Raw genomic sequence first — 21,631 nt, 5'->3', positions numbered from 1 at the left:
GCTCGATGTAAATCGTCCCGAGACACTCTCAGCACATCATCGATCCCGACCCGGGAGGACGTTCGCCGCATGAACGTCTGGATCTTCAACCACTACGCCGAATCCCCCGATGGATCGGCGACACGCACGTTCGAGCTTTGCCGCGCGCTCGTCAGGAAGGGCCACGAGACCACCGTATTCGCGTCGAGCTTCAGCCATTATCGCCTCAGGGAGGAACACATCGATTCCCTCCTGCGGCTGTCGCGGACGGAGGTGCGCGACGATGTCCGGTTCATCTGGCTTCGTGGCTACCCTTACGCCTCCAACGACTGGCGCCGGATCGTGAACATGATGGGATACGGCGTCCTGGCTCTGGCGCGCGCCTTGACGACGTTGCCGAGGCCGGACGTCGTCATCGGATGCTCGGTTCATCCGTGTGCGGCGCTGGCGGGTCTGACCCTCGCGCGCCTGACGGCCGCTCCCTTCGTGGTCGAGGTGCCGGATCTCTGGCCCCAGGTGCTGATCGATTTCGGCCGCATGACGCCTGGAAGCGTCCAGGCACGAGCCCTGAGGATGGCCGAAACGGTCCTGTTCACGGCGGCCGAGCGCGTCATCATGCTGTGGCGCAACACCCAGGACTACGTCAGCGGCCGGGGTCTGGACGTCGGGAAAATCGTCTGGATCCCTCATGTGATCGACCCCGCGCGTTACGAGAATCTGCCCGAGTACGTGGATCATGGGCCGCCTTTCACCGCCCTGTATCTCGGCAGTTTCGTCCAGAGCATGGCCCTGGACGTCATCCTCGACGCCGCACGCATCCTGGCGGGCAATCGTCGGGATGACGTCCGCATCGTTCTCATCGGGCACGGTTCCGACAGGGACAGGCTGGTCGCCCGCGCCCGGAGCCTGGGGCTCCGGAACGTCGAGATCCGCGATCCGATCCCGAAGTCCCGGGCTCCCGAAGCCATGGCGGCGGCCGATTGCCTGATTTGTTCGTTCAAGAATTCACCCGTGTACCAGTATGGGCTGAGCATGAGCAAGTTGTGCGACTACTTGATGTCCGGCCGGCCGATCGTGACATCCGGAGAGTCCACCTACGACCCCGTCCTCGAGGCGCACGCTGGAATCTCCGTGAAGGGCGAAGACCCTGAAGCGCTGGCGGCCGCCCTCGCATCGATGGCCGATCTGCGCTTCGACACCCGCTGCGCCATGGGCCGGCGCGGCATCGCCTGGGCGCGCGAGCATCATGATGTGAACGCCCTGGCGGACCGCCTCGAAAACGTCCTCCTGGCAAGCCTGGACGGCCATGGGGCGCCGTCGTGATCGTCGTCATTCCTACATGCCGCGGCGTGAACCTGAGGTCCCTGGCCCCTTTGATCGACCATGGCTGTCGATTCATCGTGATTGATGACACGGCAGGATCGATCCGGATCGATCATCGCCAGTTCGAGGTCTACGATCGATCGGACCGGACCCGCCTGCTCGGGAGGAACGAGATCGCCATCCCCACGGGGAACGGGGCCTGCCGGGATCTCGGGTTCTACATCGCCTGGAGGGAAGGCGACGCCGATGAAATCATCGTGGCTCTCGACGACGACTGCATCGTCGAGTCCCCCGAATTCATCAGCCGGGTCACCTCGCTCTTCGTCTCCGGGGGACGGGCCGGGATCTCGGGATCCGGAAGACACTTCAACATCTTCGATCTCTACGACGACCCGGCGATTCGATCGCAGTACCCGCGCGGGTTTCCATACTCGGCACGCGTCGATTACACGCCCTGGACGGTGGACGCCGGTGATCACGGTCCCGTCCGGATGAACCTGGGGCTGTGGACGGGGTTTCTGGACATCAACGCCGTGGATCGAATCTCGGGGGGCGCCGACGACTACCAGGATGCCGCCCTCAGGGTCGAAAACGTCGCCGTTCCCAAAGGGACGATGATCTCGGTCTGTTCGGGAAACATGCAATTCAGTCGATCCCTCATCCCCGCGATCTATCAGCTCCCGATGAATGTCGAGATCATGCCCGGGTGGAGGATCAACCGCTACGGCGACATCTGGGGGGGCTTCATTCTGAAGACGCTGATGGATCGCCGTGGGGACCGAATGAGCGTGGGACAGCCCCTGGTGCGGCACACGAGAATCGGACCCGCCGCCACGAACGTGCGTGAGGAGCATCTCGCTCACCTCGTGAACGAGCAGTTCCTCGACCTGCTCGATCGGGTCTGCGAGGAGGTTGAGCCCCAGGACTACCTCGACATGATGGATTGTCTTCGCGAGCAGTTCGCCAGGTTCTCCGGCGGGACGACGCCCGTCCTGAAGTCGTATCTCGGGGCCCTGGATCGAAGTCTTGGCGCCTGGATTTCCGCGCTTCGCTCGCGACCGCGGTGACCCTCGGGAACGCGCACGGTCACCGGGCCGCCCTGTCCCACAGTTCCGTGTAGGCACCGGCAAGCTCCGCGAGGTTCCTGGTCCGCTCACCACGCGCGTCGATCGTCCGTCTGTTGGTCCGGACGGCGAAGCGCCGAAGATCGGTCCCCTCGATCGCCTCCTGGAGACAATCCGCGAGGTGCCCCGGGTCGTTCGGGACGAACAACCGGCCGTCTCCGTTTCCGCTGATCCACTCCCGGTTGCCCGCCACGTCGGACACGACCGGGAACGCCCCGGAAGCCATCGCTTCCAGGAGAGACACGCTCGTTCCGTCCGAGTATGAGGCCGAGACATAGACATCCGCCTGCGCCAGGAGGGCCGGGAGCTCGTCCTGCGTGTAGCCGCCGCGAAACGTGACGTGGTCGACGAGCCCGCGACGCGCGACTTCGCGTTTGAGCGAGGATTCCTGCGGTCCCCCCGCGGCAAACAAGAAGCGAAACGAGACCCGCCGCGATCGCAGGATCGCAAGGGCCTGGACGATCCCCCGCGGGTTGTAGTGCGGAGACAGACTCCGTGTGCAGAGCAGCCGGACGCCGTCCTGCGGAGCCGAGGACCGATGCGTAAGGAACCGGGCCGACTCGACACCCTGGCTCAGGGTCAGGATCCTGGCAGCGGACGCTCCCAGGGAGATCAGGTCCCGCTCGAACGCGCGGGACACCTGGTTCACGAGATCCGCCCGGGTCAGGGCGTAGCGCAAGACCGCCCGCCTGACCGGGTTCCACAAGCCGTGCAGGTCCGATCCACGGGCGCTCAGGACGAGGGGATGGCATCCGGAGAACGCCGCGAGGACCCCGTTGCTGCTGACATAGTGGGCGTGGACGATGCACGGTCGAAGGGACCTCAGGATCTTCCGGACGACCGGAAGCGCCCGGAGGTATCCGAGACTTCGCAAGGTCGGGCTGAAATTCCGGCCCAGGGGAAGGTGGTTGATTGCGCCAGGCAGCCCGGCACCGAGAATACTGACGAGGTGGACCTCGTTCCCCCGTTGCGAGAAATAGTCCACGTACGGCCGGGTGAAATGAGAGTCGGAGTGCGAGACGTAGCAGATGCGCATCGGCGTGGAGGCGGCGCGCGCGGGAGCGGCTATCCCTGCCCGGGCGGCCGGGTGGGGCGCGACATTCCCCCGATCGGGGCTCTCTTGAGAGAGGGTCCCCAGATCATCCCCTTCAGAAGCCCGTTGCCGAGCCTGAATTCCGGCAGCCTCCTCGGCCGCCTGCCGCGGAGCCGGAACCTCGACCAGCCCGAAGCGAGGCGCGAGGGAAATCTCAACCCGCCATCGAGTCGGCTTCCGCTTGAAAAGGCCAGGTAGAACGCCAGCTGGAACGACTCGTAGAACCGCGCATCGGAGATCCACTTCTTCCCCACGGCGCTCTTCCAATCGGAGAATCCGCACCACCGGTCGATATCATCTTCGGGCACGCAATTCCGCTGAAGGAGCTCCGAATACAGCGGCGTGCCGATCACCGGGGAGATGATCTCGATCTGGGAGCGCCCCTCGGGGTGCAGGGCTCGCAACAGCCGGGCCATCTCGACGCGATCGTAGAGCTCGCCGGGGGTCTCCTGAGGGTAGCCGCAGGTGAAGGAGTAGGTGCCCTGCAGACCGTTCGAGGCGCACGCCCGGGCCGCCTCGATGGTATCGTCCGTCTCCTGTCCCTTCCTGATGCGGTCCAGGAACTCTCCCGAAACACCCTCGACTCCGAAGAAGACGCTCTCGAGCCCCTGGCCCGCCAGCTGGCCGGCGATGCCCGGGGCCCGAATCTCATCCGCCCGGGCATCGATACGATACCGAAGGTGCGGGAATCGTCGATGGACTCTGTCGAGCAGGTCTGTGCCGCGCTTCCGGTTTGCGAGGAAATCGTCGTCCATGAAAATCAGGGCGCGCGGCCCGTAGGACCGGACGAGATGCTCGATCTCGGCGAGGACCGCATCGATGCTCTTCGTGCGATAGCGATTGAAGCCGCGGTAGATGGCGGTGTTGTAGCAGAACGTGCACGAGTACGGACACCCCCGCGCGGTATTGACGGAGAGGAGACCCGAGGGTCGGACGTAACGAGGCATGTACTTCTCGAGGAGGTGCCAGGCGCCGATCGGCCGGCGATCGAGATCGACCGGTGGCCTGGGAGGCGTCGAATGGATCGAGCCGTCCCGCCGGTAGGCCAGCCCGCTCACCCCCTCCGGAGATGTCCTCGGACCGGAATCTCTCAGCGCGATCGCGAGCTCAGCGAGGGTCTCCTCGCCGTCGCCGCAGACCACGAAGTCCAGCTCCTTCACCTGAAGGCAGATCCGGTGATGCAGAGTGGGAAACGTGCCGCCCCAGACGACCGTGGTCGCCGGCGAACAGCGCTTGATGATTCGGGTCACCCGGATGGCGTCCAGAAGCATGCTGCCGGGCATCACCGAGATCCCCGCGATGAGCGGGGTCGTCTCCCTGAGGGCGCGCCGAAGGACGCCGAGATCATCGATGCGGAGATCGAGCACATGGACCCGGAAGCCGGCGTCGAGGAGATAGGGCGGTATGGCGACGAAGGGAAGGGGCGCCTCGAGCTCGGGCCGTCGGCTCTTGATTCTCTGCAGCCGTTGCAGCGTCGAAGGGGGCTGGACGAGAAGGATGTCGGGCATCACCGCTCCGAGCCTGCGGCCCAGGAAGATCCGTCCCGATTCGGGTTGTGCGTTGTCAGTGATGATAGGACCGACCCCGAGCGTCCGTCAAGCTTGCTCCTCGTCGCGCCGGCGGCGTATAGTCTGAGGGTGAGCGTGAGCGACTCGGGCCGGCCGGACGCGCCGTCGTCCACCGATGAGCCGCTGCACGACGCCCGGCGGGCGATGGATGCGATGAGGCGGCCCGGTCGCCCGGGCGTGGCGGATTGGCAGGCGTTTCACGCGGCTCTACGCTCCCTGACCCCGAGAACCTACGTCACGCGTTCCCTCCTGCTCTGCAACCTGGCGGTCTTCGTGGCCATGGTCCTGTCCGGGGTCAGTCCGCTGCACCCGGCATCCCGGAGTCTGATCGCGTGGGGGGCAGACTACGGACCGCTGACCGGGAGCGGACAATGGTGGCGGCTGTGGACGTCGAACTTCATCCACATCGGCCTCATCCACCTCGTCTGCAACCTCCTGGCCCTCTGGCAGGTGGGCGACCTCGTGGAACGGCTCGTGGGCAACGCCGGCTTCCTGCTCCTCTACACCCTGTCCGGGATCCTGGGGAGCCTGGCCAGCTTCTACTGGAATCCCCTCCTGCTGAGCGCCGGCGCCTCCGGGGCGATCTTCGGAGTGTATGGCGCGCTGCTCGCATGTCTGTTCCAGAACCCCGGCGTGTTCCCGCGCTCGATCCTCACGAGGCTCACCAGGAGCACGGCCCTGTTCGTGGGCTACAACATCCTCTATGGGCTGCGGGCGACCGGGATCAACCTGGTCGCCCACCTCGGTGGTCTCGCGGGCGGCCTGCTCTGCGGCCTGATCCTGGCGCGGCCCGTGAGCGAGGAGCAGGGTGCCGGCCGGTCGCGGCGCAACTGGGCTCTCGGAGCGGCGGGCGCGGTCTTTCTCGTCGCGGGCATCCTCGCGGCCCGACCCAACGACATCTCCGTCGAGCTGATGGACATCTACCGCGCCGAGGCGCAGGTGGAGGAGGTCCTCTGGGACGTCTTCCGGAAGAACGGCGGCGGGACTCTCTCGAACGACGACTTCGCCCATGCGGTCGAGCAGCAGGTGCTGCCGGCGTGGGCGGACCTCCGGGCGCGCCTCGCCCGGATTCCTGCGGGACACGGGCACCAGGCCGTATTCGCCGGTCTGCTCGATCGCTACCTGGCCACGATGCAGGACGCCGCCAGGCTCCTGATCGAGAACGCCCGCACGAACGGCGGCACGGTCACCGAGGTGAACGCCCGCCTCGAAGAGGCCGGGCGGATCCGCGGGCAGATGACGAGACTGCGATGGCGGTGAGCGGCTCCCGGCGTCACCTGACGCGCCGCATCCAGAAGCTTCCCGGCCATTCCAGCGTCCGGTCGTACGAGGGGAAGGCGCTCTCGAGGACATCGGGGCGCCCGAGATGCAGGTAGCCGGCGGCGAGGACGATCCGGAACGCCTCGTTGAACGCCAGGAAGGCCTGGAGCAGGTACTGTTCCGTCCAGAATCTCCTCTTGTCGAGCACCCAGGATCGAGGGTATTCCGACGGCAGGAAGATGTCATGCACGTGCACGAGAACCCCGGGCCGCAGGCGCGGCAGGACCTCCAGGTACAGGTACTGGACATCGCTGCCGATCCTGAGGACGTGACTGGAATCGATGAACAGGATGTCGTCCTCCCCCAGTTCCTGGAAGACGCGGATCGGCACGTCCTGAACCTCGGCCGGGATCGAGTCCGTCAATCCCGGAATTCCGCCGCGCACCATCGTTCCCGGATAGGGATCGACGGTGGTGAACCGGCAGGCGGATGCGGACGCCTCTTCGGCGTTCCGCCGCAGCGCCTGGGCGGCGAGACAGGTCGACAGGCCGGAACCGACCTCGATCATGCGTCGCGGCCTGAAGCGCCGGATCATGCAGTGCAGGACCTCGGCGTCCACCGAGCGGAACCCGCCGTTGTTCAGATAAAAGGTGCAGGGCGAACCGTCAGGCTCCTGGGGGAACGCCTCGTACTCGCTCCGGTAGGCGGCCGCGAACGAGCCCACGAGCTCGGCCTGATCGGTCTCCCGGAAATCGACACCCGCGGTCTCCGTCCTCTCCGCCCAGAGCGAGTCCCGCAGCGTGCGGGTGTCGGGAACCGGCTGATAGAAATGCACCGGCGTGACATGGAACCCCCGCGTCTGCCAGAGGTCGAAGTAACGTGGATCGCGAAGGATCCCCGGGGGCATGAGACGCGCAGTCAGACGCGCGACCCGGTCCTTCATGAAGGTCTTCGCACCCAAGGGTACCTCCCATCAAGCCTTGTCGTCGAAACCGGCCTCAGGAGGCGCGAGGTTTCCAGACGAGAATCTCCCCCTTGCCCGGAATCGAGGCGTCCCCTGTGTAACGCCGATAGCCCCCTTCCTGCTCGTCGCACGGGATGGTGAACCCCAGCGTCCGGAAGTGCCTTGCATACAGCCGCAGGAACGTGGGAGTGTACGTGCACGAATAGGAGAAGGTCGGCAGGAGCGGGATCGGAGCCAGCGAGACGATCGTGCCCCGGGACATCCAGGCGCCGGTCCGCAGCTCGGCCCCGCCTCGCAGGACGATGGTCCCGCCCTTCATCAGCAGGCCGGCGAAGTCCCTGACCTGCCCCCCCATCGCGATCAGTCCCCGTCTCATGCGACTCCCGACCTCGAGCCCCGCCGAGCCCTCGATGAGGATCGTCCCGCCCGTCATCCCGGAGACACTTCCTCGATAGGCCGCCCCGACCTGGCCGCCGGCGTTCCCGTGGACACGGATCAGGCCGCCGGACATCTCGCCGCCGAGCCAGTCCGAAGTGTTTCCCGTCACCTCGATGCTGCCTCCCTTCATGTAGGCGCCCAGGTGCATGCCTGCGTTCCCGAGGATGCGGATGCGGCCACGGGTCATGCCGCGGCCGATCCACTTCACCCTGGCCGCATCACCCCGGATCTCCAGCTCGTCACCGGCCGCCCCTTCGACCTCGAAGAAATCGTCCACGCGCAGGCGTCGCTTTCCCAGATGGACCGGCAGGGCCCGGATCGCGTCGGGCGCGAGGGGCGCCAGCACATCCGGCGAGAGGGTCTCGGCTTCGAGCGGGACCTTGGGCTGCTCCTTGAGGGTCAGGGTCACTCGCAGACGTGCACCTCCGCGCCGGCCAGGCGCTCCATCTCCACCGCATAGTTGTTGAACGAGATCGTGTAGACCTTCTGAAAGAGCGGCCTCAGGAAATCTTCGATCCCTTCATCGAAGCGGGGGCGCACGATGAACTCCCGCCCCTGGCTGACGGGGCGGATCTCTCCGTCCTCGACCGCGATTTCGCCTCCCTTGATGACGTAGCGCGGTGACCCGAACAGGGGGCGGTCACCCGGCATCTCATCGTAGAGCACGACGTCCGCGTCTGCGCCCACGCCCAGATGCCCCTTCCGCGCCAGGCCGAGGGCGCGCGCCGGGCCCGCGGAGGTGATGATGGCGATCTCGGACAGCGTGTACTGCCGATCCAGGTCCGGCAGGACGATTCGCTTGAGCGCCGCGGGCGCCAGCCTGCTCAGGCATTCCCGGCGGCGGTCCGCGTGCATCAGGAGATCGATGAGCTCCGGGTATCGCCAGAAGCAGGCCCCGTTGGGGTGGTCCGTGGTCAGGAAGATCCGCCAGGGGTCGCTGATGAGCAGAAGCAGCTCCAACCCCGCGGCCCACTGCACGGCGTTGACCAGGCTGCGCTCCTTGTAAGTGTAGGGGACGATCCCGCAGCCGGTCTCGTTTTCCACATCCACGTTGCCCCACTTGCGGCCGGTGAGCTTGTAGAGCACGTGCTCCCAGGGTCCGTCGGCCGTGATCGTCATGGCGTCGCCGAACAGGATCGCTCCGGCATCGGCGGTGAGATTCGTCCGGGCGTTGAAGTGCTCGGCGAGTGTGGCCGCTTCGGAGCGGATCGTGCCCCAGCCGTCTCCACCGTACGCGTGGAACTGCAGATGCGCCATGTGGCACCGCCGCCCTTCCAGGATCTTCAGAGTCTCGATCGTCGTGGCCACGTTGCCGGGGACGCCCAGGTTGTTGCAATGGAGATGGAGCGGATGCGGCAATCGCAAGTCATCGACGATTCCGGCGAGGCTGGAGATGATCCCGGCCGGCGTCACACGTGTGTACCCCTCGACCGGGTCGGACAGCGTGTTCGCATTCTTGCCTGACTTCCAGGCGACGACCCCCCCGGGGTTGACCCCCTTCACGCCGTAGGCCTTGGCCGCCCAGAGGAGCCAGGCCACCACGTGCCTGGCGCGCTCGACCTCCCCGGCCTCCAGAAGGTCCAGCACGATCTCATTGTTGGCCATCAGCACGAGGGAGGCCTTGTCCAGGATCGGTATGTCGTGCATCTCCTCGTGGGTGTGCCGGGCGGACAGAATCGGGACCGCGGCCTCGTTGACGGTCGTCCAGCCCATCGCTGCATACAAGTACCCGGTGGCGAAGGTGGTGGGAGTGATGCCGCCGAGACCGGCGCGACGCTCCGGCGTGTGGGAGAAGGTCAGGGCACGGCGGTAGTTCTCCGGGGTCAGTCCCCGGGCGAAGTTGAGCGCGGCGCCGGCGATGTGGGAGTGGATGTCGACCCCGCCGGGGAGGACCACCATGCCGCTCGCGTCGACCGAGCGGCCGCCTTTGACCTCGGGAACAACCCGCCCCTCGGCAATGCAGACGTCCTTGACGACACCGTCGATGTTGTTCGCGGGATCATAAACCTTCCCTCCCGTGATCCGCAGCATGGGGTCTCCGATTGAGGGGACTGTCTCGAGGGTCGGCTGCTCAGCTGATCGCCATCCCCGCGTTCGCGGCAGGAGTCCATGCGGGCTTCTCCGCCACCGCTCGGCGGATGCGCCTTATGACCTCCTCGTCGGTCGGATACGGCGACTTCAGGGCCGGGCGGAGCGGCAGGGGCACCTCGTCCATGCGGTACACGGTCCCGGGCGCGCTGATCCCGGTGGCCGCTGTGGTGATGTGGACCCTTGCCAGGCGACTCGTATGGGTCACCTTCGGATCGAGCACGATGGTCGGGATACGGGCCAGATGCTCGATCCCCGGCTGGGGCATCGTCGCACCCGGATCGGCGCCGAGGATCAGGGCCGCGTCGTTGTCCCCTCGGACCAGCAGGTCCACGGTCGAGAACTCCCCCGGATTGAACCGCGGGTAGCCGCGGGACAGGTTGATTCCGAACGGATACCCGGTCGACCAGCGCAGGACCATGTCCGACCCGGTCACGTTGCCGTGACCGCGCATCGGCATGCACACGAACTTGGTGAAGGCGTTCAGCTCCGCCGCGAGGGTCAGGACCGCCGCCGAGTTCATGTGCTTCCCGCGGGTCATCGAGACCCCCATCCCGAAGAACAGGACGCCGAATCGGGCGCGCTTCATCCGATCCACCAGATCCTGGAGCTGGTCCAGCGTGAGCCCGGTCCCGGCGGCGGCCTCCTCGTCCACCCGCTGCTTCTTGACGAGAGCCCGCAGCGTGGTCAGGACCTCGAAGTCCTTGCCCGGGCGGATCTGGAGGAAGAGATCCGCCGCCCGGGCGCTGGGTGTTTCCCGGATATCCACCAGCACCATGGTCCGGCCCTTGCGCCCTTCAGGCACGAACCTGCCCTTCTGGGTCAGGGTGTACTTGGTGAAATGTCGCGGGTGGCACTCGGCCGGATTGCCCCCCCAGTAGACGATGAAATCCGCCCGGTTCTTGACTTCACCCAGAGTGCAAGTGACCTTGCCACCCAACTGGGCGGCTATCTCGGTGGGGCCGTGTCAAAGCGAAGTGTGGCTGTCGATCACTCCCCCGATCAGCTCGGTCAGGGCCACGGCCTCCCGCTGGGCCTCGCAGGTGATGTTGCTCAGCCCGTACACCAGCGGCATGTTCGCCTCGTGCAGGAATCCGGCGGCCGCTTCGACGGCGGCGTCGACCGTGGCCGGCTTCCCGTCGATCAGCGCATCGGGATACAGACGCTCGGCCGTGTGGTTCTTGAACCAGGCGTCCCCGAGGCTGCAGGCGTTCCGCGCCTTGACGATTCGATCCCCCTCCGCGTGCAGCTCGATGTCGTCACAGACACAACCGCAGAACGTGCAGGTGGCATCCTTCACGACGTTCAGACTCATCGCCTCTCCCGTTCACCCGGTCCTGATCCGCCCGAACCGGGCGGAAGGACGAACGTTCAGCCAAGCTCACGGCCGGGGAAGCTCCCCCGGATGCGGCGAGGCATGTACCTTCCGGCGCCGACGAGCTCCCAGGCCGGAGGGTGGTCTCCCGGATCCTCCGGGAGCACCCGAAGGATCGAGGATGTGCCGGGTTGTCCGCCAGTCTTGGTTGAACCCATGCTTTCCTCTCCCGGCGAGCCGGGCCTCAGGACGTGATCGGCTCGACCTCGACTTCCCAGCCCTTCGAGGTCGGCATTCCGGTTCCGTCGGTGTCCTGCCCCATGAGATGGCAGGTCGGCGGTCCGTAGGGGACGAAGATCATGCCCTGCGGCACCTTCCCTTCCACGCACCGGAAGATGGCCTCGCCGTTATCGGACCTGACACGCACGCTGCCGCCGGACTGAATCCCCGCCGCCTTCATGTCCTCGGGATGCATGTTCAGGGTGCTCACGATGGCCTTATATTCGGCGTGATCCTTGCCGACGTTGATCTGCTGGCCCTGCTTGGTCGTGCGGCCCGCGTTCATGATGAAGCGTTTGTGTTCCATTCCCGCGAAATATAGCACACCGCCCGAGGGGGGACGACGGCGTCCCACGCTGCGGGACGGACTGCCGGCGCTGTCCGGCCGGGTCGCACGCCTCACGAGGCGGCCTCGAGGAGCGGGTGCAGGGGGAAGTGGTGTTTGCCGAGCTTGCCGCCGTAGTTCCCCGCCGAGATCTCGACGACGCCGGGGAGACACGCGCTGTCGATGCCGGCGCGCAGCGCCTCCTCGATCGCCGCACGCTCGAGGCCGTTGACCACGATCTCGAGCACCGAGTTCACGCCCTCCGGCAGAGCGCTCTTCACCCCCTTCCGCGCGCGCAACGTCGGGCAGTAGGCGTCATTGGTGGAAGCGATCATGTTCTTGTAGCGCTTCGCGCCGACTTTGCTGCCGCTGCGCACGATCCCGCCGGGGAACGGGAGAACGACGCCGCGGACCCTCCGCATGGACTCCACGGCCGCCTCCGCCGCCTGCAGAGCGGCGCGCTCATCCTCGGCCAGGATCAGGAAGTTGCCGCCTCCTATGGCCTGCTGAACGCCGAAGGTCTCCTGCACGAGGAACTCCCCCTCCATCACCGGGATCCGCCAGTAGCGGTTCCCCTCCAGGAGCTTGCTCGACTGGTAGCGGTCGCCGAAGTGACGCAGCACGCCCCCCACGACGACCCGCTTGTCCGCATGCGGCAGACCGTCGAAGCAGGCCGTGGTCGGGCACGTGAGGATCGTCTGGCCGACTCGCTCAACCAGCCGCTTGGCGAGCCCTTCGGCGTCGAAGCCGAAGAGCAGCACGCTCACCCCGGGGCGGCCGTCCGGCGTCTGCTCCGCGGTCAGCTCGGCCTCGATGCCGGCCTCGACCTTGCAGCCGATGACGGAGGTGGCGAACCCGGTCATGGCCCGGGCGGCCGTCAGCCCCCAGGCCGGGGAGCGCGCGGTGATCAGCACGCGCGCCGCCTGCATGTCGAAGGCTTCGGCGAAGGTGTCGCCGATCCGCACCCCGCGCCGTTCCATCCTCCGCGCCTCCGCGCTCATCCGCCTCCTCCTCGCGCAATCTTAGGTCCGGTGAGGGCCGTTCCGTCAACCCGCATCCGGCTGTGGAGGACACCGACAGCCGATCACACGGTAGAATCGGCCGCGACCGGGGTACGATCCTGACACCGGTTCCGGGGGGCACTGCGTGAACGAGATTCTCAGGAGTATGCATGCTGGAGCGGCGCGCCTGGCGGATGCCCTGGCCGATCCCTCCACGGCGCTCGGCGTCGACGTCCAACGTCTCGCGAACGGCACGCGTCTTATCGACGCCGGCGTGCAGGCCGGAGGCTCGATCGAGGCGGGACGGCTGTACGCCGAGTGCTGCATGGGCGGCCTCGGACGGGTCACGGTCGGACCGTCGCCCCTGGGCGAAGCGACGATCTGCGAGGCGCGGGTGGCGATCGATCACCCCCTTGTCGCCTGCATGGCCTCGCAGTACGCCGGGTGGAAGATCCAGGTGAACAGGTTTTTCGCGATGGGGTCCGGGCCCGCGCGGTCCCTCTCGGCCGGCGAGGCGCTGTTCGAGAAGTTTCCCCTCAAGTCGCGCTCCGACAGCACGGTTCTCCTCCTGGAGAGCTCGATGCTGCCGGGCGCCGACGTGGCCGATCACGTCGCGGCGCGCTGCGGGCTGCCTCCGGACCGGCTCACGCTGATCGCGGCGTCGACCGGCAGCCTGGCGGGTTGCATCCAGATCGCCGCGCGTTCGGTCGAGACCGCCCTGCACAAGCTCCACGAGCTCGGGTTCGACCTGACGACGATCGTGGCGGGGTCGGGGACCTGTCCCGTGGCGCCGGGTGTCCCCGATCCCGTGCGCGCCATCGGGCGCACCAACGACGCCGTGCTCTACGGGGCGCGCGTGGCGCTTTGGGTGCGGACCACGGACGAGGCCGCCGAGCGGCTCATCGACCGCGTGCCGTCCTCGTCCTCGAAGGACTACGGCCGTCTGTTCCACGACCTGTTCAAGGAGCGCGGCGGCGATTTCTACGCGATCGACCCGCTGCTCTTCAGTCCGGCTCAGGTCACCCTGATCAATGCCGCGACCGGGCGGGTGTATTCGAGCGGCCGCACCGACGAGGCGATGCTGCGGCGGTCGTTCGGGATGGACGCATGAGGGATCGCCCGCGCGCCGGCATCCTGGCGACTGGGGACCGCTGGCACATCGCGCGGCTGTCGGAGGCCCTGGACCGCCTGGGCTGCGATGCGGTCGCCCTCCCGGCGACGCGACTCGCGGGACGAGTCGGTCCCGGTGGATCGGTCCGGGAAGGGACGGGGGTGGCCTCCGGGGACGCGGACCTCGACTCGCTCGATGCGCTTCTCGTCCGGTTCCTGCCCGAGGGCTCGCTCGATCAGATCGTGTTCCGCGTCGACGCCCTGCACGCGGTCCACGACGCCGGGCTCCCGGTCGTCAACCCGCCCCGGGCGATCGAACGGACCGTCGACAAGCACTGGACTTCGCAGCTCCTCGCCCGCGCCGGGATCCCCACGCCCGGGACCGTGGCGGCGGAGAACTTCGATGACGCGCTCGCCGCGTTCCGCCGGTTCGGGGATGTGCTGGTCAAGCCGCTTTTGGGCTCGGGCGGCCGCGGCATCGTTCGGATCACGGACGAGGATCTCGCGTACCGCGTGTTCCGCGCGCTGCAGATGCAGCGCGCCGTGTTCTACGTCCAGGAGTTCGTGCCGCACGGGCGCTCCGACCTGCGTCTTCTGGTCGTGGGAGGCCGGGTGGTGGCCGCGGCGCGGCGCACGGGGGACGGCTGGAAGACGAACGTGGCCGCGGGCGCCGTGATGCGCCCTCACCGCCCGAGCCCCGAGGAGGAGGATCTGGCCGTGCGCGCCGCGGTTGCCGTGGGGGCCGATTACGCCGGCGTCGATCTGCTGGAGAGCGACGTCGGCGGACGGCTGGTCGCGGAGGTGAACGGGATTCCCGGCTGGAGCGCCCTGCAGCGGACGACGACCCTCGACCTCGCCTCCGAGGTCGCGTCCCTCGTCGTGGATCGCATCGCGGCCCGGCGCGCCCTTCCGGCCGTCCTGGAGCGATGAGCCGGACGAAGCGCCGCGCCGCCGGGATCATCGCCGCCGCGGCCCAGACCGCGTGCCTCCTGGAGGTCGTGGCCCCGAAGCCGGGGAACGTCAGCCGCGGGCACGACCTTCCGGGGCTCACCTACCGCGACTTCGTCCTCAGCGCCTATGCCATCGGTCCGGCCTTCTCCCGGTTCGGAGGAGATCGTGTCGGGCGCCTGATCCTCGAAGCGGTGCGGGCGACGCGCCGGCACGTGCGGACGAACACCAACCTCGGCATCATTCTCCTGCTGGCGCCCCTGGCGCGCGCCGCCCGCAGGACCGGCGGCACGATCCGCGAGAGGCTGCGGCGCGTCCTTCTCGATCTCGACGTGCGGGACGCGCGGGACGCCTACCGCGCCATTCGCATCGCGGGGCCGGGCGGGCTCGGGCGGGTCGGACGGCAGGACGTGCACACAACGCCCACGGTTTCACTCCTGGAGACCATGCGCCTCGCGCAGGACAGGGACGCCGTCGCGCGCGAGTACGCGACCGGGTTCGCGGCGACCTTCGACACCGGGCTCCCGACCCTGCACCGTCTGCGCGACCGGCACGTCCCGTTGCCCCTGGCGATCGCCCAGACCTACCTGACGCTGCTCGCCGCCGGTCCCGACACCCTGGTGGCCAGGCGGCACGGCGCCGCGGCGGCGGAGCGGGTGGCGCGGCTGGCGCGCCAGGCGCTCCGGGCGGGCGGCTTCCTGACGGAGCGCGGCCGGTCGCTGTCGGAGAGACTGGACCGGCGGCTGCGCGCGAAGCGCCCGCCCCTCAACCCGGGGGCCACCGCCGACCTGACGGTCGGGGCGATCTTCCTGTGGCTGCTCGACGATGGAGTCAGGACGACACGAGCGCCGCTCCGCGGTTCCAGCCGCGGACCGCGAACGCGGACCCGTCCGGCGTGGCGCGCCGGGCGACCTCGAGGAGCCGGCCCTCCTCCTTTTCGTCCGCCGCGAAGGCGTACACGGCCGGGCCCCAGGAGGACTGGCCGACGCCGCGGGCGCCGGCCTCCTTCAGGCGGTCGATGAGGGGGGCCGCGTCGGGATGGAACAGACCGTTCTGCACCGCCGCGAAGCACGACCCGACCAGCTCCTGCGCCTGCGTCAATGCGGCGCCGAACGCGTCGAGGTCGCGCTCGACGAGCGCCGGCAGCAGTCGCATCAGGACGATGCGCGAGATCTGATCGGCCAGCTGATCGGACGGCTGGCTGAGGCGCGAGAAGGCCGCCTCCTCCGCCTCGCCGCTGATCGTCTCCTTGGGCCTGGGCACCGCCACGACCACGCGCCAATCCTCCGGAAAGTCGTGACGCAGGAGGAGCGGAGGCGCTTCGCCGAGACGGTGGTCCGCGACCGCGTGCCCGCCCTCGATGACGAAACCGCCCTTCTGGAACAGGTGGTAGCCGACGCCGGAGCGGCGGGCGCGGTTCATCAGCGCGCACAGCTCCTCGGACGACAGATCCAGGCGGCGAAGCCGGCTCAGCCCCGCGGCCACCGCCAGCGCCAGCTGCGTGCCGGACCCGAGCCCGACGTGCTCGGGGATCGCCTGCACGACCTTGATGCGCGCCTCGGGGCGCAGATCGACCGCTTCGAAGAAGCGCGCGGCCAGGATCTCGACCCGTTCCGCCTGGTCCCCTTCGACGGAGAGCTTCTTCGCCGGCTCCATCCTCAGGCGCAGGCGGGGCTCCGAGATCGACACCCCCATGCCGCCGAACCGCCTCCCCTGCTCCCCCGAGAGATCGAGAAATCCGAAGTGCAGCCGCGCCTGGCTCGTGACGTCAACGGACATCGTTCCACCTCCGCGCGTGCTCGATGAGGAACTCGAACGCCTCGCTCTCGGCGGGGCCGGCCGTCTTGTCGACGAGCGGTCGCAGCCGTGACATCTCCTCCAGCACCCGATCCCGGCCGAGGAGGTGCAGCCGGGTCGCCAGGATCGTCGCCTCGATCACCGCGTGGCGGGCGCGGTTGAACCCGACGAAGTCGCGCAGGCGCCCCTCGGACACCACGCGGCCGGAGAAGCGCCCCCGCTCCCCGGCCAGATCCCTCGACTCCACGACGAACTCCTTCCAGAAGCAGGCGTCGTCGAGCACGGCACCGCGGACCTTCCGGGCGTCGCGGTGCGGCGGCAGGAAGGGGCCCACGGCGCAGCGCGCGAACAGCACGACGTTGTCGGTGAAGTTGACGACGCCCTCCTCCACCTCCTGCAGGTTCTTCCAGGTCAGCGCGGTGCTGAACGGCCGCAGCACGACCGCGTCCCCCTCGAGCGTGATCCCCATCGGTGCGAAGTTCGGGCGGCCCTCCCGATCGATCGTCGAGACGATCGTCTCCAGGATCACCGGCCGCGCTCCATCTGCACCTCGACGTGTCCGACCCGCGCCAGCACGAACTTGCGCACCCGCACGACCACCCGGCTCACGGGGAATTTCGACAGGACCAGGTCGAGGACGCCCCGCGCCGCCGCCTCGACCAGGTGGAACCTCCCGTTCTCGAGATGACCGCGCACCGACTCGCACACCTCCCGGTAGTCGATCGTCCTGCCCAGATCGCCGGTCCTCCCGGCCTCCTCCAGGTCGGCGTACAGCTCCAGGTCGACCTCGAGCCGCTGGCGCTCACGGCGCTCCTCCTCGGTGACGCCGATGTGGCACATGCAGAGGATGTCCCGCAGGGCCAGCCGATCGGACCGCCCTCCCGCCGCGTCGGGTCCGCTCATCGCCCTGCGGCGCGCTTCGGCGCCGCATCCCGGCGCGGCCGGGCGGGCGCGCGACGGGTGCGGGCATGCTCGCCCCCCTCGTCCTCGACGTAGGTCAGGTAGCCCCAGTGGAGCGGCTCCCCCTGGATGTACTTCTTCCCGAGACGTCGGGCCAGGTCGGCCTTCATCAGCTCGCGCCCCATGTAGAAAGAGTGCGAGGCGTCGTCCTCGAGTCCGAGACGCGGGAAAATGGCGCGGACGTCCGTGTCCTTGACGAAACGCTCGCTGTTGAACACGAAGATCGCCTCCCCGTCGGTTTCGATCCGGAAGTTGCGATCGGTGAGACGGGCGTGCATCTCCCTGAGCTCCGGCTCCGTCGGCCGCGTGAGCCGCGCGTCGCGCGTCGTCACCAGGCGGTCGTCGAACCCCTTCGGAAGCGTGCCCCGGCTCGCCGCGTGGTGCATCATGCGGCGGCCGCAGTCGAGCTCGCGCACGGAGCCGCGCGCCCAGGCGACCACCTCGGTCGTGAGGACGTAGCCGATGCCGAGCTCGCTCATCACCCCGAGCAGGACGGCATTGACCCCCGTCGAATCGGCCTCGGTCAGCTCGGTGAGGTTGCCGGCCCCCATGAGCATCTCCACGCCGGGGAACGCCTCGCGCGCTTCGCAGTAGCGGCGGATCGAGGCCGCGAATCCGAAGCCGATCGGATCGAGGATCGGGTCGGCGATGACGCGCCGCGCTCCGAGCCTGCGGGCCTCGTCCAGGTTCCGGCGCAGCGACTCGAGCCCCTGGCCCTGGTCCGGGACGACGACCGGCACGGCGTTTTTGAGGCGGCCGGCCAGTCCGATGTTCTGCGAGCCGAGACTCAGGAGGATTTCGGCGCCGGCGGCGTCGGCGGAGAGCGCCTCGTCCTGGTTGAAGGTGTCGATGCTGACCCTGAAGCCGCGCTCCTTCAGGAGGCGCACGACCCGGCCGGCGTCCTGCACCGGATGCTCGGGCGAGCAGCCGAGATCGATGAGGTCGGCGCCGGAGCGCCGGTAGCGTTCGGCCGCCCGCACGATCTCGTCGTCCGTGAGCGCGTGAATGTCGTTGATCTCGGCCAGGATCGTCAGCGCGTGCTCCCCGTCCGGGCGGTAGGCGGCCGCCGCCTGCCCGAAGAAGGCCGGCAGATCCCGGAGGTCCTTGGGTCCCTTCACGAACGGCACTCCGAACGATGCGGCGAGGGTCGATGCGTCCGCCTGGCACAGCCCGGGGAGGTACACCACGTCACAGGGCGGCAGTCTCAGGGTCGACTCGATGTAGTCGGTCGTCATCAGTGCGGCCACCTTGATCCGGAGCGCCTCGATCGTGAACTCGACACCCTGGCAGCCGGCCAGCGTCTTCTTGAGGGCCTCTCTGGCGAGCTGTCCCGTGACGAAGACGGAGCGTCGGGCGCCGTCTAGACCCATAGACCACCGTGCACGTGCAGCACCGAGCCGGAAACGTACCCCGCCCTCTCGGAGACGAGGAACGCGACCGCCTCGGCCACCTCGTCCGGCTTCCCGAAGCGCCCGAGCGGAATATGCGCCCGCCAGCGCGCCTGCTCGACCGGATCCCAGTCGGCGTATCCCTCGGTCTCGATGAACCCGGGGCTCACGGCATTGACCCGGATGTTGTGGATCCCTTCGGAGCGGGCCATCGACCGGGTCAGCATCACCAGCGCGGTCTTGGCGACGAAGTAGGCCGGCGCCTCGTGCGTCATCCCGGGGGAGACTTCGGCGTTCAGGGCCGACACGTTGACGATCGAGCCCGTGCGGCGGGCGCGCATCGACGGCAGGACGGCGCGCGAGCACCAGAAGGCGCTCCCGAGGTTGCCGTCGATCATCTGCCGCCACTCGGCGTCGCTGGTCTCCGCGAGCGGGCGCTCGAAGAACGGCCCGACGTTGTTCACCAGCACGTCGAGCGGGCCGAGGACCCGCGCCGCGTCCTCCATCAGCCGCCCGCATTCCTCGGGGCGGGTCACGTCCGCCTGCAGGGCAACCGCAGACGGCGCGATCGTCTTCACCTCTTCGATCGCCAGGGCCGCGCCGCCGCGGTCGCGCGCATAGTTCAGAGCGACGCGGAACCCGTCGCGCGCCAGGCGCAGCGCGATCGCCTTGCCGATGCCGCGCGTCCCTCCCGTCACCAGGGCCGTCCGGGTCGTGGTCACGGTATCAGTGACCGCTGCGGCCGGGCGGCGCGCCCCTGTCCTGAGCCCTGGGCTCGAACGCCTCGACGAACGCCCGGCGCGCCGCCTCGGCCGCGCGGGAGTAGGCGCCGTTCAGGGCCGGCGGGACCCGGACGGTCTTGCCGGCCGCGTCGCGGGTGAGATCCTTGATGCGGTCGCGGGTCTCGCGCCCCGAACGTGGCGCGGTCAGGAGCGCCACGACCGCCCCGGACACGGCGCCCGCCAGGAACGCCAGGACGAGTCCGGTCGTTGAGCTGCCGCGGGAGTCATTCATGACCGATCGACTCCTCCCCGGGCCGCGACAAGGCGCCGCCCTCCATCGGCCGGCCGTCGCCTGGAGCGTCGGACGCCACGCCCCCGTCCTCCGCAGGCCTCGAACGCGCATCGTCGCCGCCTGCGGGCGCGAACAGGGCCCGCAGACCCGCGGCGATCGCCGGGCCCACGGCCGCGCCCACGGCCGTCATGACCCGCAGGGATTCCTGGGCCTGCTTCAGGGAGCGGCCGAGACCGGCCGCCGCGTCGGTGAACACCCCGAGCCCTTCCGCGTCCTTCTCCAGGCTCTTGCCGAGACGATTGATGCGGGCCGCCGCCTCCCCGACCTCGTCCAGCGTGCGATCCAGCTTCGGTCCGGTGTTGTTGAGGACGTGCTCGGCGCTCTGCAGGGTCCTGCGCAGCTGGAGCAGCACCGGGACCACGGCCCCCACGAGCACCGCCAGGAGGACCACCGCGACGATCTGCCAGGTTGCCATCATGAGAAATACCTCCTCGGGGGCCGTCCGGGTCACGGAGTCCGGCCGCCGCAGGAGAAAGGGAATAGGTGCGTTTCGACCTATCGTAGCACAGTGCGGGAGCACGCCCGGCGCAGACGCACGGCCTCCGCCGCGAGCCGGCGCCGGCACTCCGCGGGCGAGCCGCCGGTGACGACGAGGGTGCAGACGGGATGGCCCGTCTCGATCGTCTCCCCCTGCATCGGACGATCGCGCACGTCCATCCCGCGCAGCCGCTCGGACCAGGGCCACACCAGCCGGCCGGTGGCGTAGAGAATCCCCTTGGCCAGGAAGCGCCGCGCCTTGAGAGGGTGCCGGGGCAGCCGTCCGCGTTCCAGCGCCTCGAGGTGCAGGTCGAACAGGCTCGATCCCGAGAGCTCTTCGAAGAGCTCCATGGACGCGGTGTAGCGCGGATTGATCTCGAGGATGTGCGGCGTTCCGTTCGAGAGGATGAAATCCACGCCGTTCAGGCCGCGCAACCCGAAGTGGCGCGTGATCCCGCCGACCGCCTCCGCCAGGACGAATCGGGCCTTCCTTGACAGCAGACGGCCGCCCGGTCCGGCGATGTTTCCGCCGTAGCGGAATCCGTCGCCACCCAGCGCGCGGAAGCCGGCGAGCTGGCGGGTCACGCCCAGGATCACGGCGCGTGTCCCGTCGGCCACGAAGGCGGCCGAGCCGGGTGTCCCGCGCAGGAAGACCTGCCGGTAGAAACCGCGCGGGCACGGCTCGTCCGGGAGCGCCCGCCTGACCCGGACCCCGCCCCCCGATCGGACCGGCTTCCACAGACAGGGTGTGCCGGACGGGCAGGACGAGCAACCGCGGCCCGTGAATGTCGGCGGGTGCGGGATCGCGGCGCGCCGCAGGAACGAGAAGAACCGGGCGGGATCGCGCACCGCGGCGACGACCGTCGAGCCGTTGCCGAAGATCGGCCCGCGGCGCCCCAGCCGGCGCAGCAGGGCCGGACGGTTCTCGAGACCGCCCGAGTAGACGAGGCCGCTCCAGTCGAGATCGAGCGCGGCGCGGGCGAGGGACACGATACCGCGGGCCCGGCCGCAGTCGCGCCGCAGGGACAGGACGCGCACCGGACCGGCCGCCGCCGACACCAGATCCGCGTCGCCGAAGTAATCGAGGGCGAGGAAACCATCGGGGAACCGGCGTGCGGCG

The 21,631-nt window shown here is 68.7% G+C and carries 21 protein-coding genes and 2 pseudogenes; 6 read left to right on the top strand and 17 right to left on the bottom strand.

Annotation, left to right across the window (positions count from 1 at the left end):
* Nucleotides 1-69 precede the first annotated feature (69 nt).
* Together VEW47_02125 and VEW47_02120 are read left to right on the top strand one after the other, a co-directional pair.
* Nucleotides 70-1,302 (top strand): glycosyltransferase family 4 protein, encoded by a 1,233-nt coding sequence (locus tag VEW47_02125; GenBank protein HYS03965.1) that lies wholly within the window; start codon nt 70-72, stop codon nt 1,300-1,302.
* Complete coding sequence (locus VEW47_02120; protein ID HYS03964.1) at nt 1,299-2,369, top strand: hypothetical protein; 1,071 nt, start codon at nt 1,299-1,301, stop codon at nt 2,367-2,369. The genes VEW47_02125 and VEW47_02120 overlap by 4 nt, the downstream gene beginning before the upstream one ends.
* Nucleotides 2,370-2,388: 19 nt before the next feature.
* Here the strand turns inward: VEW47_02120 and VEW47_02115 are convergent, their stop codons facing one another.
* Together VEW47_02115 and VEW47_02110 are read right to left on the bottom strand one after the other, a co-directional pair.
* Nucleotides 2,389-3,462 carry a glycosyltransferase gene (locus VEW47_02115; GenBank protein HYS03963.1) on the bottom strand — a complete coding sequence of 358 codons (1,074 nt, stop codon included), beginning with the start codon at nt 3,460-3,462 and terminating at the stop codon, nt 2,389-2,391.
* A 29-nt stretch (nt 3,463-3,491) separates the two neighbouring features.
* Nucleotides 3,492-5,027 carry a radical SAM protein gene (locus VEW47_02110; protein ID HYS03962.1) on the bottom strand — a complete coding sequence of 512 codons (1,536 nt, stop codon included), beginning with the start codon at nt 5,025-5,027 and terminating at the stop codon, nt 3,492-3,494.
* Nucleotides 5,028-5,162: 135 nt separating this feature from the next.
* Here VEW47_02110 and VEW47_02105 point away from each other — a divergent pair, with 135 nt between their 5' ends.
* The gene (locus VEW47_02105; protein ID HYS03961.1) at nt 5,163-6,347 is read left to right on the top strand and encodes a rhomboid family intramembrane serine protease; all 1,185 of its coding nucleotides are present in this window, start codon (nt 5,163-5,165) and stop codon (nt 6,345-6,347) included.
* A 13-nt stretch (nt 6,348-6,360) separates the two neighbouring features.
* Here the strand turns inward: VEW47_02105 and VEW47_02100 are convergent, their stop codons facing one another.
* The 7 genes and pseudogenes from VEW47_02100 to fhcD all read right to left on the bottom strand — a co-directional run bounded on the left by VEW47_02100 (nt 6,361) and on the right by fhcD (nt 12,736).
* Nucleotides 6,361-7,308: a class I SAM-dependent methyltransferase gene (locus tag VEW47_02100; protein ID HYS03960.1), complete on the bottom strand. Its 948-nt coding sequence runs from the start codon at nt 7,306-7,308 to the stop codon at nt 6,361-6,363.
* 37 nt (nt 7,309-7,345) lie between these two features.
* Nucleotides 7,346-8,158, bottom strand: a complete 813-nt coding sequence (locus VEW47_02095; GenBank protein HYS03959.1) for a formylmethanofuran dehydrogenase subunit C — start codon at nt 8,156-8,158, stop codon at nt 7,346-7,348.
* Nucleotides 8,155-9,780, bottom strand: coding sequence for a formylmethanofuran dehydrogenase subunit A (locus VEW47_02090; protein HYS03958.1), 1,626 nt, complete (start codon nt 9,778-9,780; stop codon nt 8,155-8,157). The genes VEW47_02095 and VEW47_02090 overlap by 4 nt, the downstream gene beginning before the upstream one ends.
* A gap of 40 nt (nt 9,781-9,820) precedes the next feature.
* Nucleotides 9,821-10,792, bottom strand: a pseudogene (locus tag VEW47_02085) (formylmethanofuran dehydrogenase subunit B).
* 12 nt (nt 10,793-10,804) lie between these two features.
* Nucleotides 10,805-11,152, bottom strand: coding sequence for a hypothetical protein (locus tag VEW47_02080; GenBank protein ID HYS03957.1), 348 nt, complete (start codon nt 11,150-11,152; stop codon nt 10,805-10,807).
* Nucleotides 11,153-11,396: 244 nt separating this feature from the next.
* Nucleotides 11,397-11,738 (bottom strand): molybdopterin dinucleotide binding domain-containing protein, encoded by a 342-nt coding sequence (locus tag VEW47_02075; GenBank protein HYS03956.1) that lies wholly within the window; start codon nt 11,736-11,738, stop codon nt 11,397-11,399.
* 92 nt (nt 11,739-11,830) lie between these two features.
* Nucleotides 11,831-12,736: a formylmethanofuran--tetrahydromethanopterin N-formyltransferase gene (fhcD, locus tag VEW47_02070; GenBank protein ID HYS03955.1), complete on the bottom strand. Its 906-nt coding sequence runs from the start codon at nt 12,734-12,736 to the stop codon at nt 11,831-11,833.
* 187 nt (nt 12,737-12,923) lie between these two features.
* On the opposite strand from fhcD, the gene mch reads away from it, so the two are divergent.
* The 3 genes and pseudogenes from mch to VEW47_02055 all read left to right on the top strand — a co-directional run bounded on the left by mch (nt 12,924) and on the right by VEW47_02055 (nt 15,615).
* Nucleotides 12,924-13,868 carry a methenyltetrahydromethanopterin cyclohydrolase gene (gene mch, locus VEW47_02065; protein ID HYS03954.1) on the top strand — a complete coding sequence of 315 codons (945 nt, stop codon included), beginning with the start codon at nt 12,924-12,926 and terminating at the stop codon, nt 13,866-13,868.
* Nucleotides 13,865-14,797 carry a RimK family alpha-L-glutamate ligase gene (locus VEW47_02060; protein HYS03953.1) on the top strand — a complete coding sequence of 311 codons (933 nt, stop codon included), beginning with the start codon at nt 13,865-13,867 and terminating at the stop codon, nt 14,795-14,797. Before mch ends, VEW47_02060 begins: the two co-directional genes overlap by 4 nt.
* A pseudogene (locus VEW47_02055) lies at nt 14,794-15,615 on the top strand (triphosphoribosyl-dephospho-CoA synthase). The gene VEW47_02060 and the pseudogene VEW47_02055 overlap by 4 nt, the downstream one beginning before the upstream one ends.
* Before the next feature lie 31 nt (nt 15,616-15,646).
* Here the strand turns inward: VEW47_02055 and VEW47_02050 are convergent.
* The 8 genes from VEW47_02050 to VEW47_02015 all read right to left on the bottom strand — a co-directional run bounded on the left by VEW47_02050 (nt 15,647) and on the right by VEW47_02015 (nt 21,570).
* Nucleotides 15,647-16,594, bottom strand: coding sequence for a beta-ribofuranosylaminobenzene 5'-phosphate synthase family protein (locus VEW47_02050; protein HYS03952.1), 948 nt, complete (start codon nt 16,592-16,594; stop codon nt 15,647-15,649).
* The gene (locus VEW47_02045) at nt 16,584-17,141 is read right to left on the bottom strand and encodes a DUF447 domain-containing protein (GenBank protein HYS03951.1); all 558 of its coding nucleotides are present in this window, start codon (nt 17,139-17,141) and stop codon (nt 16,584-16,586) included. Before VEW47_02045 ends, VEW47_02050 begins: the two co-directional genes overlap by 11 nt.
* Nucleotides 17,138-17,515: a dihydroneopterin aldolase gene (gene folB, locus VEW47_02040; GenBank protein HYS03950.1), complete on the bottom strand. Its 378-nt coding sequence runs from the start codon at nt 17,513-17,515 to the stop codon at nt 17,138-17,140. The genes VEW47_02045 and folB overlap by 4 nt, the downstream gene beginning before the upstream one ends.
* Nucleotides 17,512-18,942 carry a DUF6513 domain-containing protein gene (locus VEW47_02035; GenBank protein ID HYS03949.1) on the bottom strand — a complete coding sequence of 477 codons (1,431 nt, stop codon included), beginning with the start codon at nt 18,940-18,942 and terminating at the stop codon, nt 17,512-17,514. Before VEW47_02035 ends, folB begins: the two co-directional genes overlap by 4 nt.
* Nucleotides 18,933-19,682, bottom strand: coding sequence for an SDR family oxidoreductase (locus VEW47_02030; protein ID HYS03948.1), 750 nt, complete (start codon nt 19,680-19,682; stop codon nt 18,933-18,935). Before VEW47_02030 ends, VEW47_02035 begins: the two co-directional genes overlap by 10 nt.
* Nucleotides 19,683-19,686: 4 nt before the next feature.
* On the bottom strand, nt 19,687-19,974 hold the full coding sequence (locus VEW47_02025; protein ID HYS03947.1) for a YtxH domain-containing protein: 288 nt from the start codon (nt 19,972-19,974) through the stop codon (nt 19,687-19,689).
* Complete coding sequence (locus VEW47_02020) at nt 19,967-20,452, bottom strand: DUF948 domain-containing protein (protein ID HYS03946.1); 486 nt, start codon at nt 20,450-20,452, stop codon at nt 19,967-19,969. The genes VEW47_02025 and VEW47_02020 overlap by 8 nt, the downstream gene beginning before the upstream one ends.
* Nucleotides 20,453-20,529: 77 nt before the next feature.
* Entirely contained in the window at nt 20,530-21,570 is a 1,041-nt protein-coding gene (locus VEW47_02015) for an ATP-grasp domain-containing protein (protein HYS03945.1), read from the bottom strand.
* Nucleotides 21,571-21,631: the final 61 nt, after the last annotated feature.

It is taken from the genome of Candidatus Dormiibacterota bacterium (genome assembly GCA_035635555.1).
Lineage (GTDB): Bacteria > Acidobacteriota > Polarisedimenticolia > Gp22-AA2 > Gp22-AA2 > Gp22-AA3.
Note: the sequence above shows the minus strand (reverse complement) of the source record. Positions and strands in the feature narration are given on the sequence as shown.

Excerpts from the sequence above, each read along its gene's own strand:
- folB (HYS03950.1), bottom strand. The coding sequence starts at position 17,515 with ATGAGCGGACCCGACGCGGCGGGAGGGCGGTCCGATCGGCTGGCCCTG.
- VEW47_02080 (HYS03957.1), bottom strand. The coding sequence starts at position 11,152 with ATGAGTCTGAACGTCGTGAAGGATGCCACCTGCACGTTCTGCGGTTGT.
- VEW47_02090 (HYS03958.1), bottom strand. The coding sequence starts at position 9,780 with ATGCTGCGGATCACGGGAGGGAAGGTTTATGATCCCGCGAACAACATC.
- VEW47_02060 (HYS03953.1), top strand. The coding sequence starts at position 13,865 with ATGAGGGATCGCCCGCGCGCCGGCATCCTGGCGACTGGGGACCGCTGG.
- VEW47_02110 (HYS03962.1), bottom strand. The coding sequence starts at position 5,027 with ATGCCCGACATCCTTCTCGTCCAGCCCCCTTCGACGCTGCAACGGCTG.
- VEW47_02035 (HYS03949.1), bottom strand. The coding sequence starts at position 18,942 with ATGGGTCTAGACGGCGCCCGACGCTCCGTCTTCGTCACGGGACAGCTC.
- VEW47_02125 (HYS03965.1), top strand. The coding sequence starts at position 70 with ATGAACGTCTGGATCTTCAACCACTACGCCGAATCCCCCGATGGATCG.
- VEW47_02050 (HYS03952.1), bottom strand. The coding sequence starts at position 16,594 with ATGTCCGTTGACGTCACGAGCCAGGCGCGGCTGCACTTCGGATTTCTC.
- VEW47_02075 (HYS03956.1), bottom strand. The coding sequence starts at position 11,738 with ATGGAACACAAACGCTTCATCATGAACGCGGGCCGCACGACCAAGCAG.
- VEW47_02025 (HYS03947.1), bottom strand. The coding sequence starts at position 19,974 with ATGAATGACTCCCGCGGCAGCTCAACGACCGGACTCGTCCTGGCGTTC.
- mch (HYS03954.1), top strand. The coding sequence starts at position 12,924 with ATGCATGCTGGAGCGGCGCGCCTGGCGGATGCCCTGGCCGATCCCTCC.
- fhcD (HYS03955.1), bottom strand. The coding sequence starts at position 12,736 with ATGGAACGGCGCGGGGTGCGGATCGGCGACACCTTCGCCGAAGCCTTC.
- VEW47_02115 (HYS03963.1), bottom strand. The coding sequence starts at position 3,462 with ATGCGCATCTGCTACGTCTCGCACTCCGACTCTCATTTCACCCGGCCG.
- VEW47_02020 (HYS03946.1), bottom strand. The coding sequence starts at position 20,452 with ATGATGGCAACCTGGCAGATCGTCGCGGTGGTCCTCCTGGCGGTGCTC.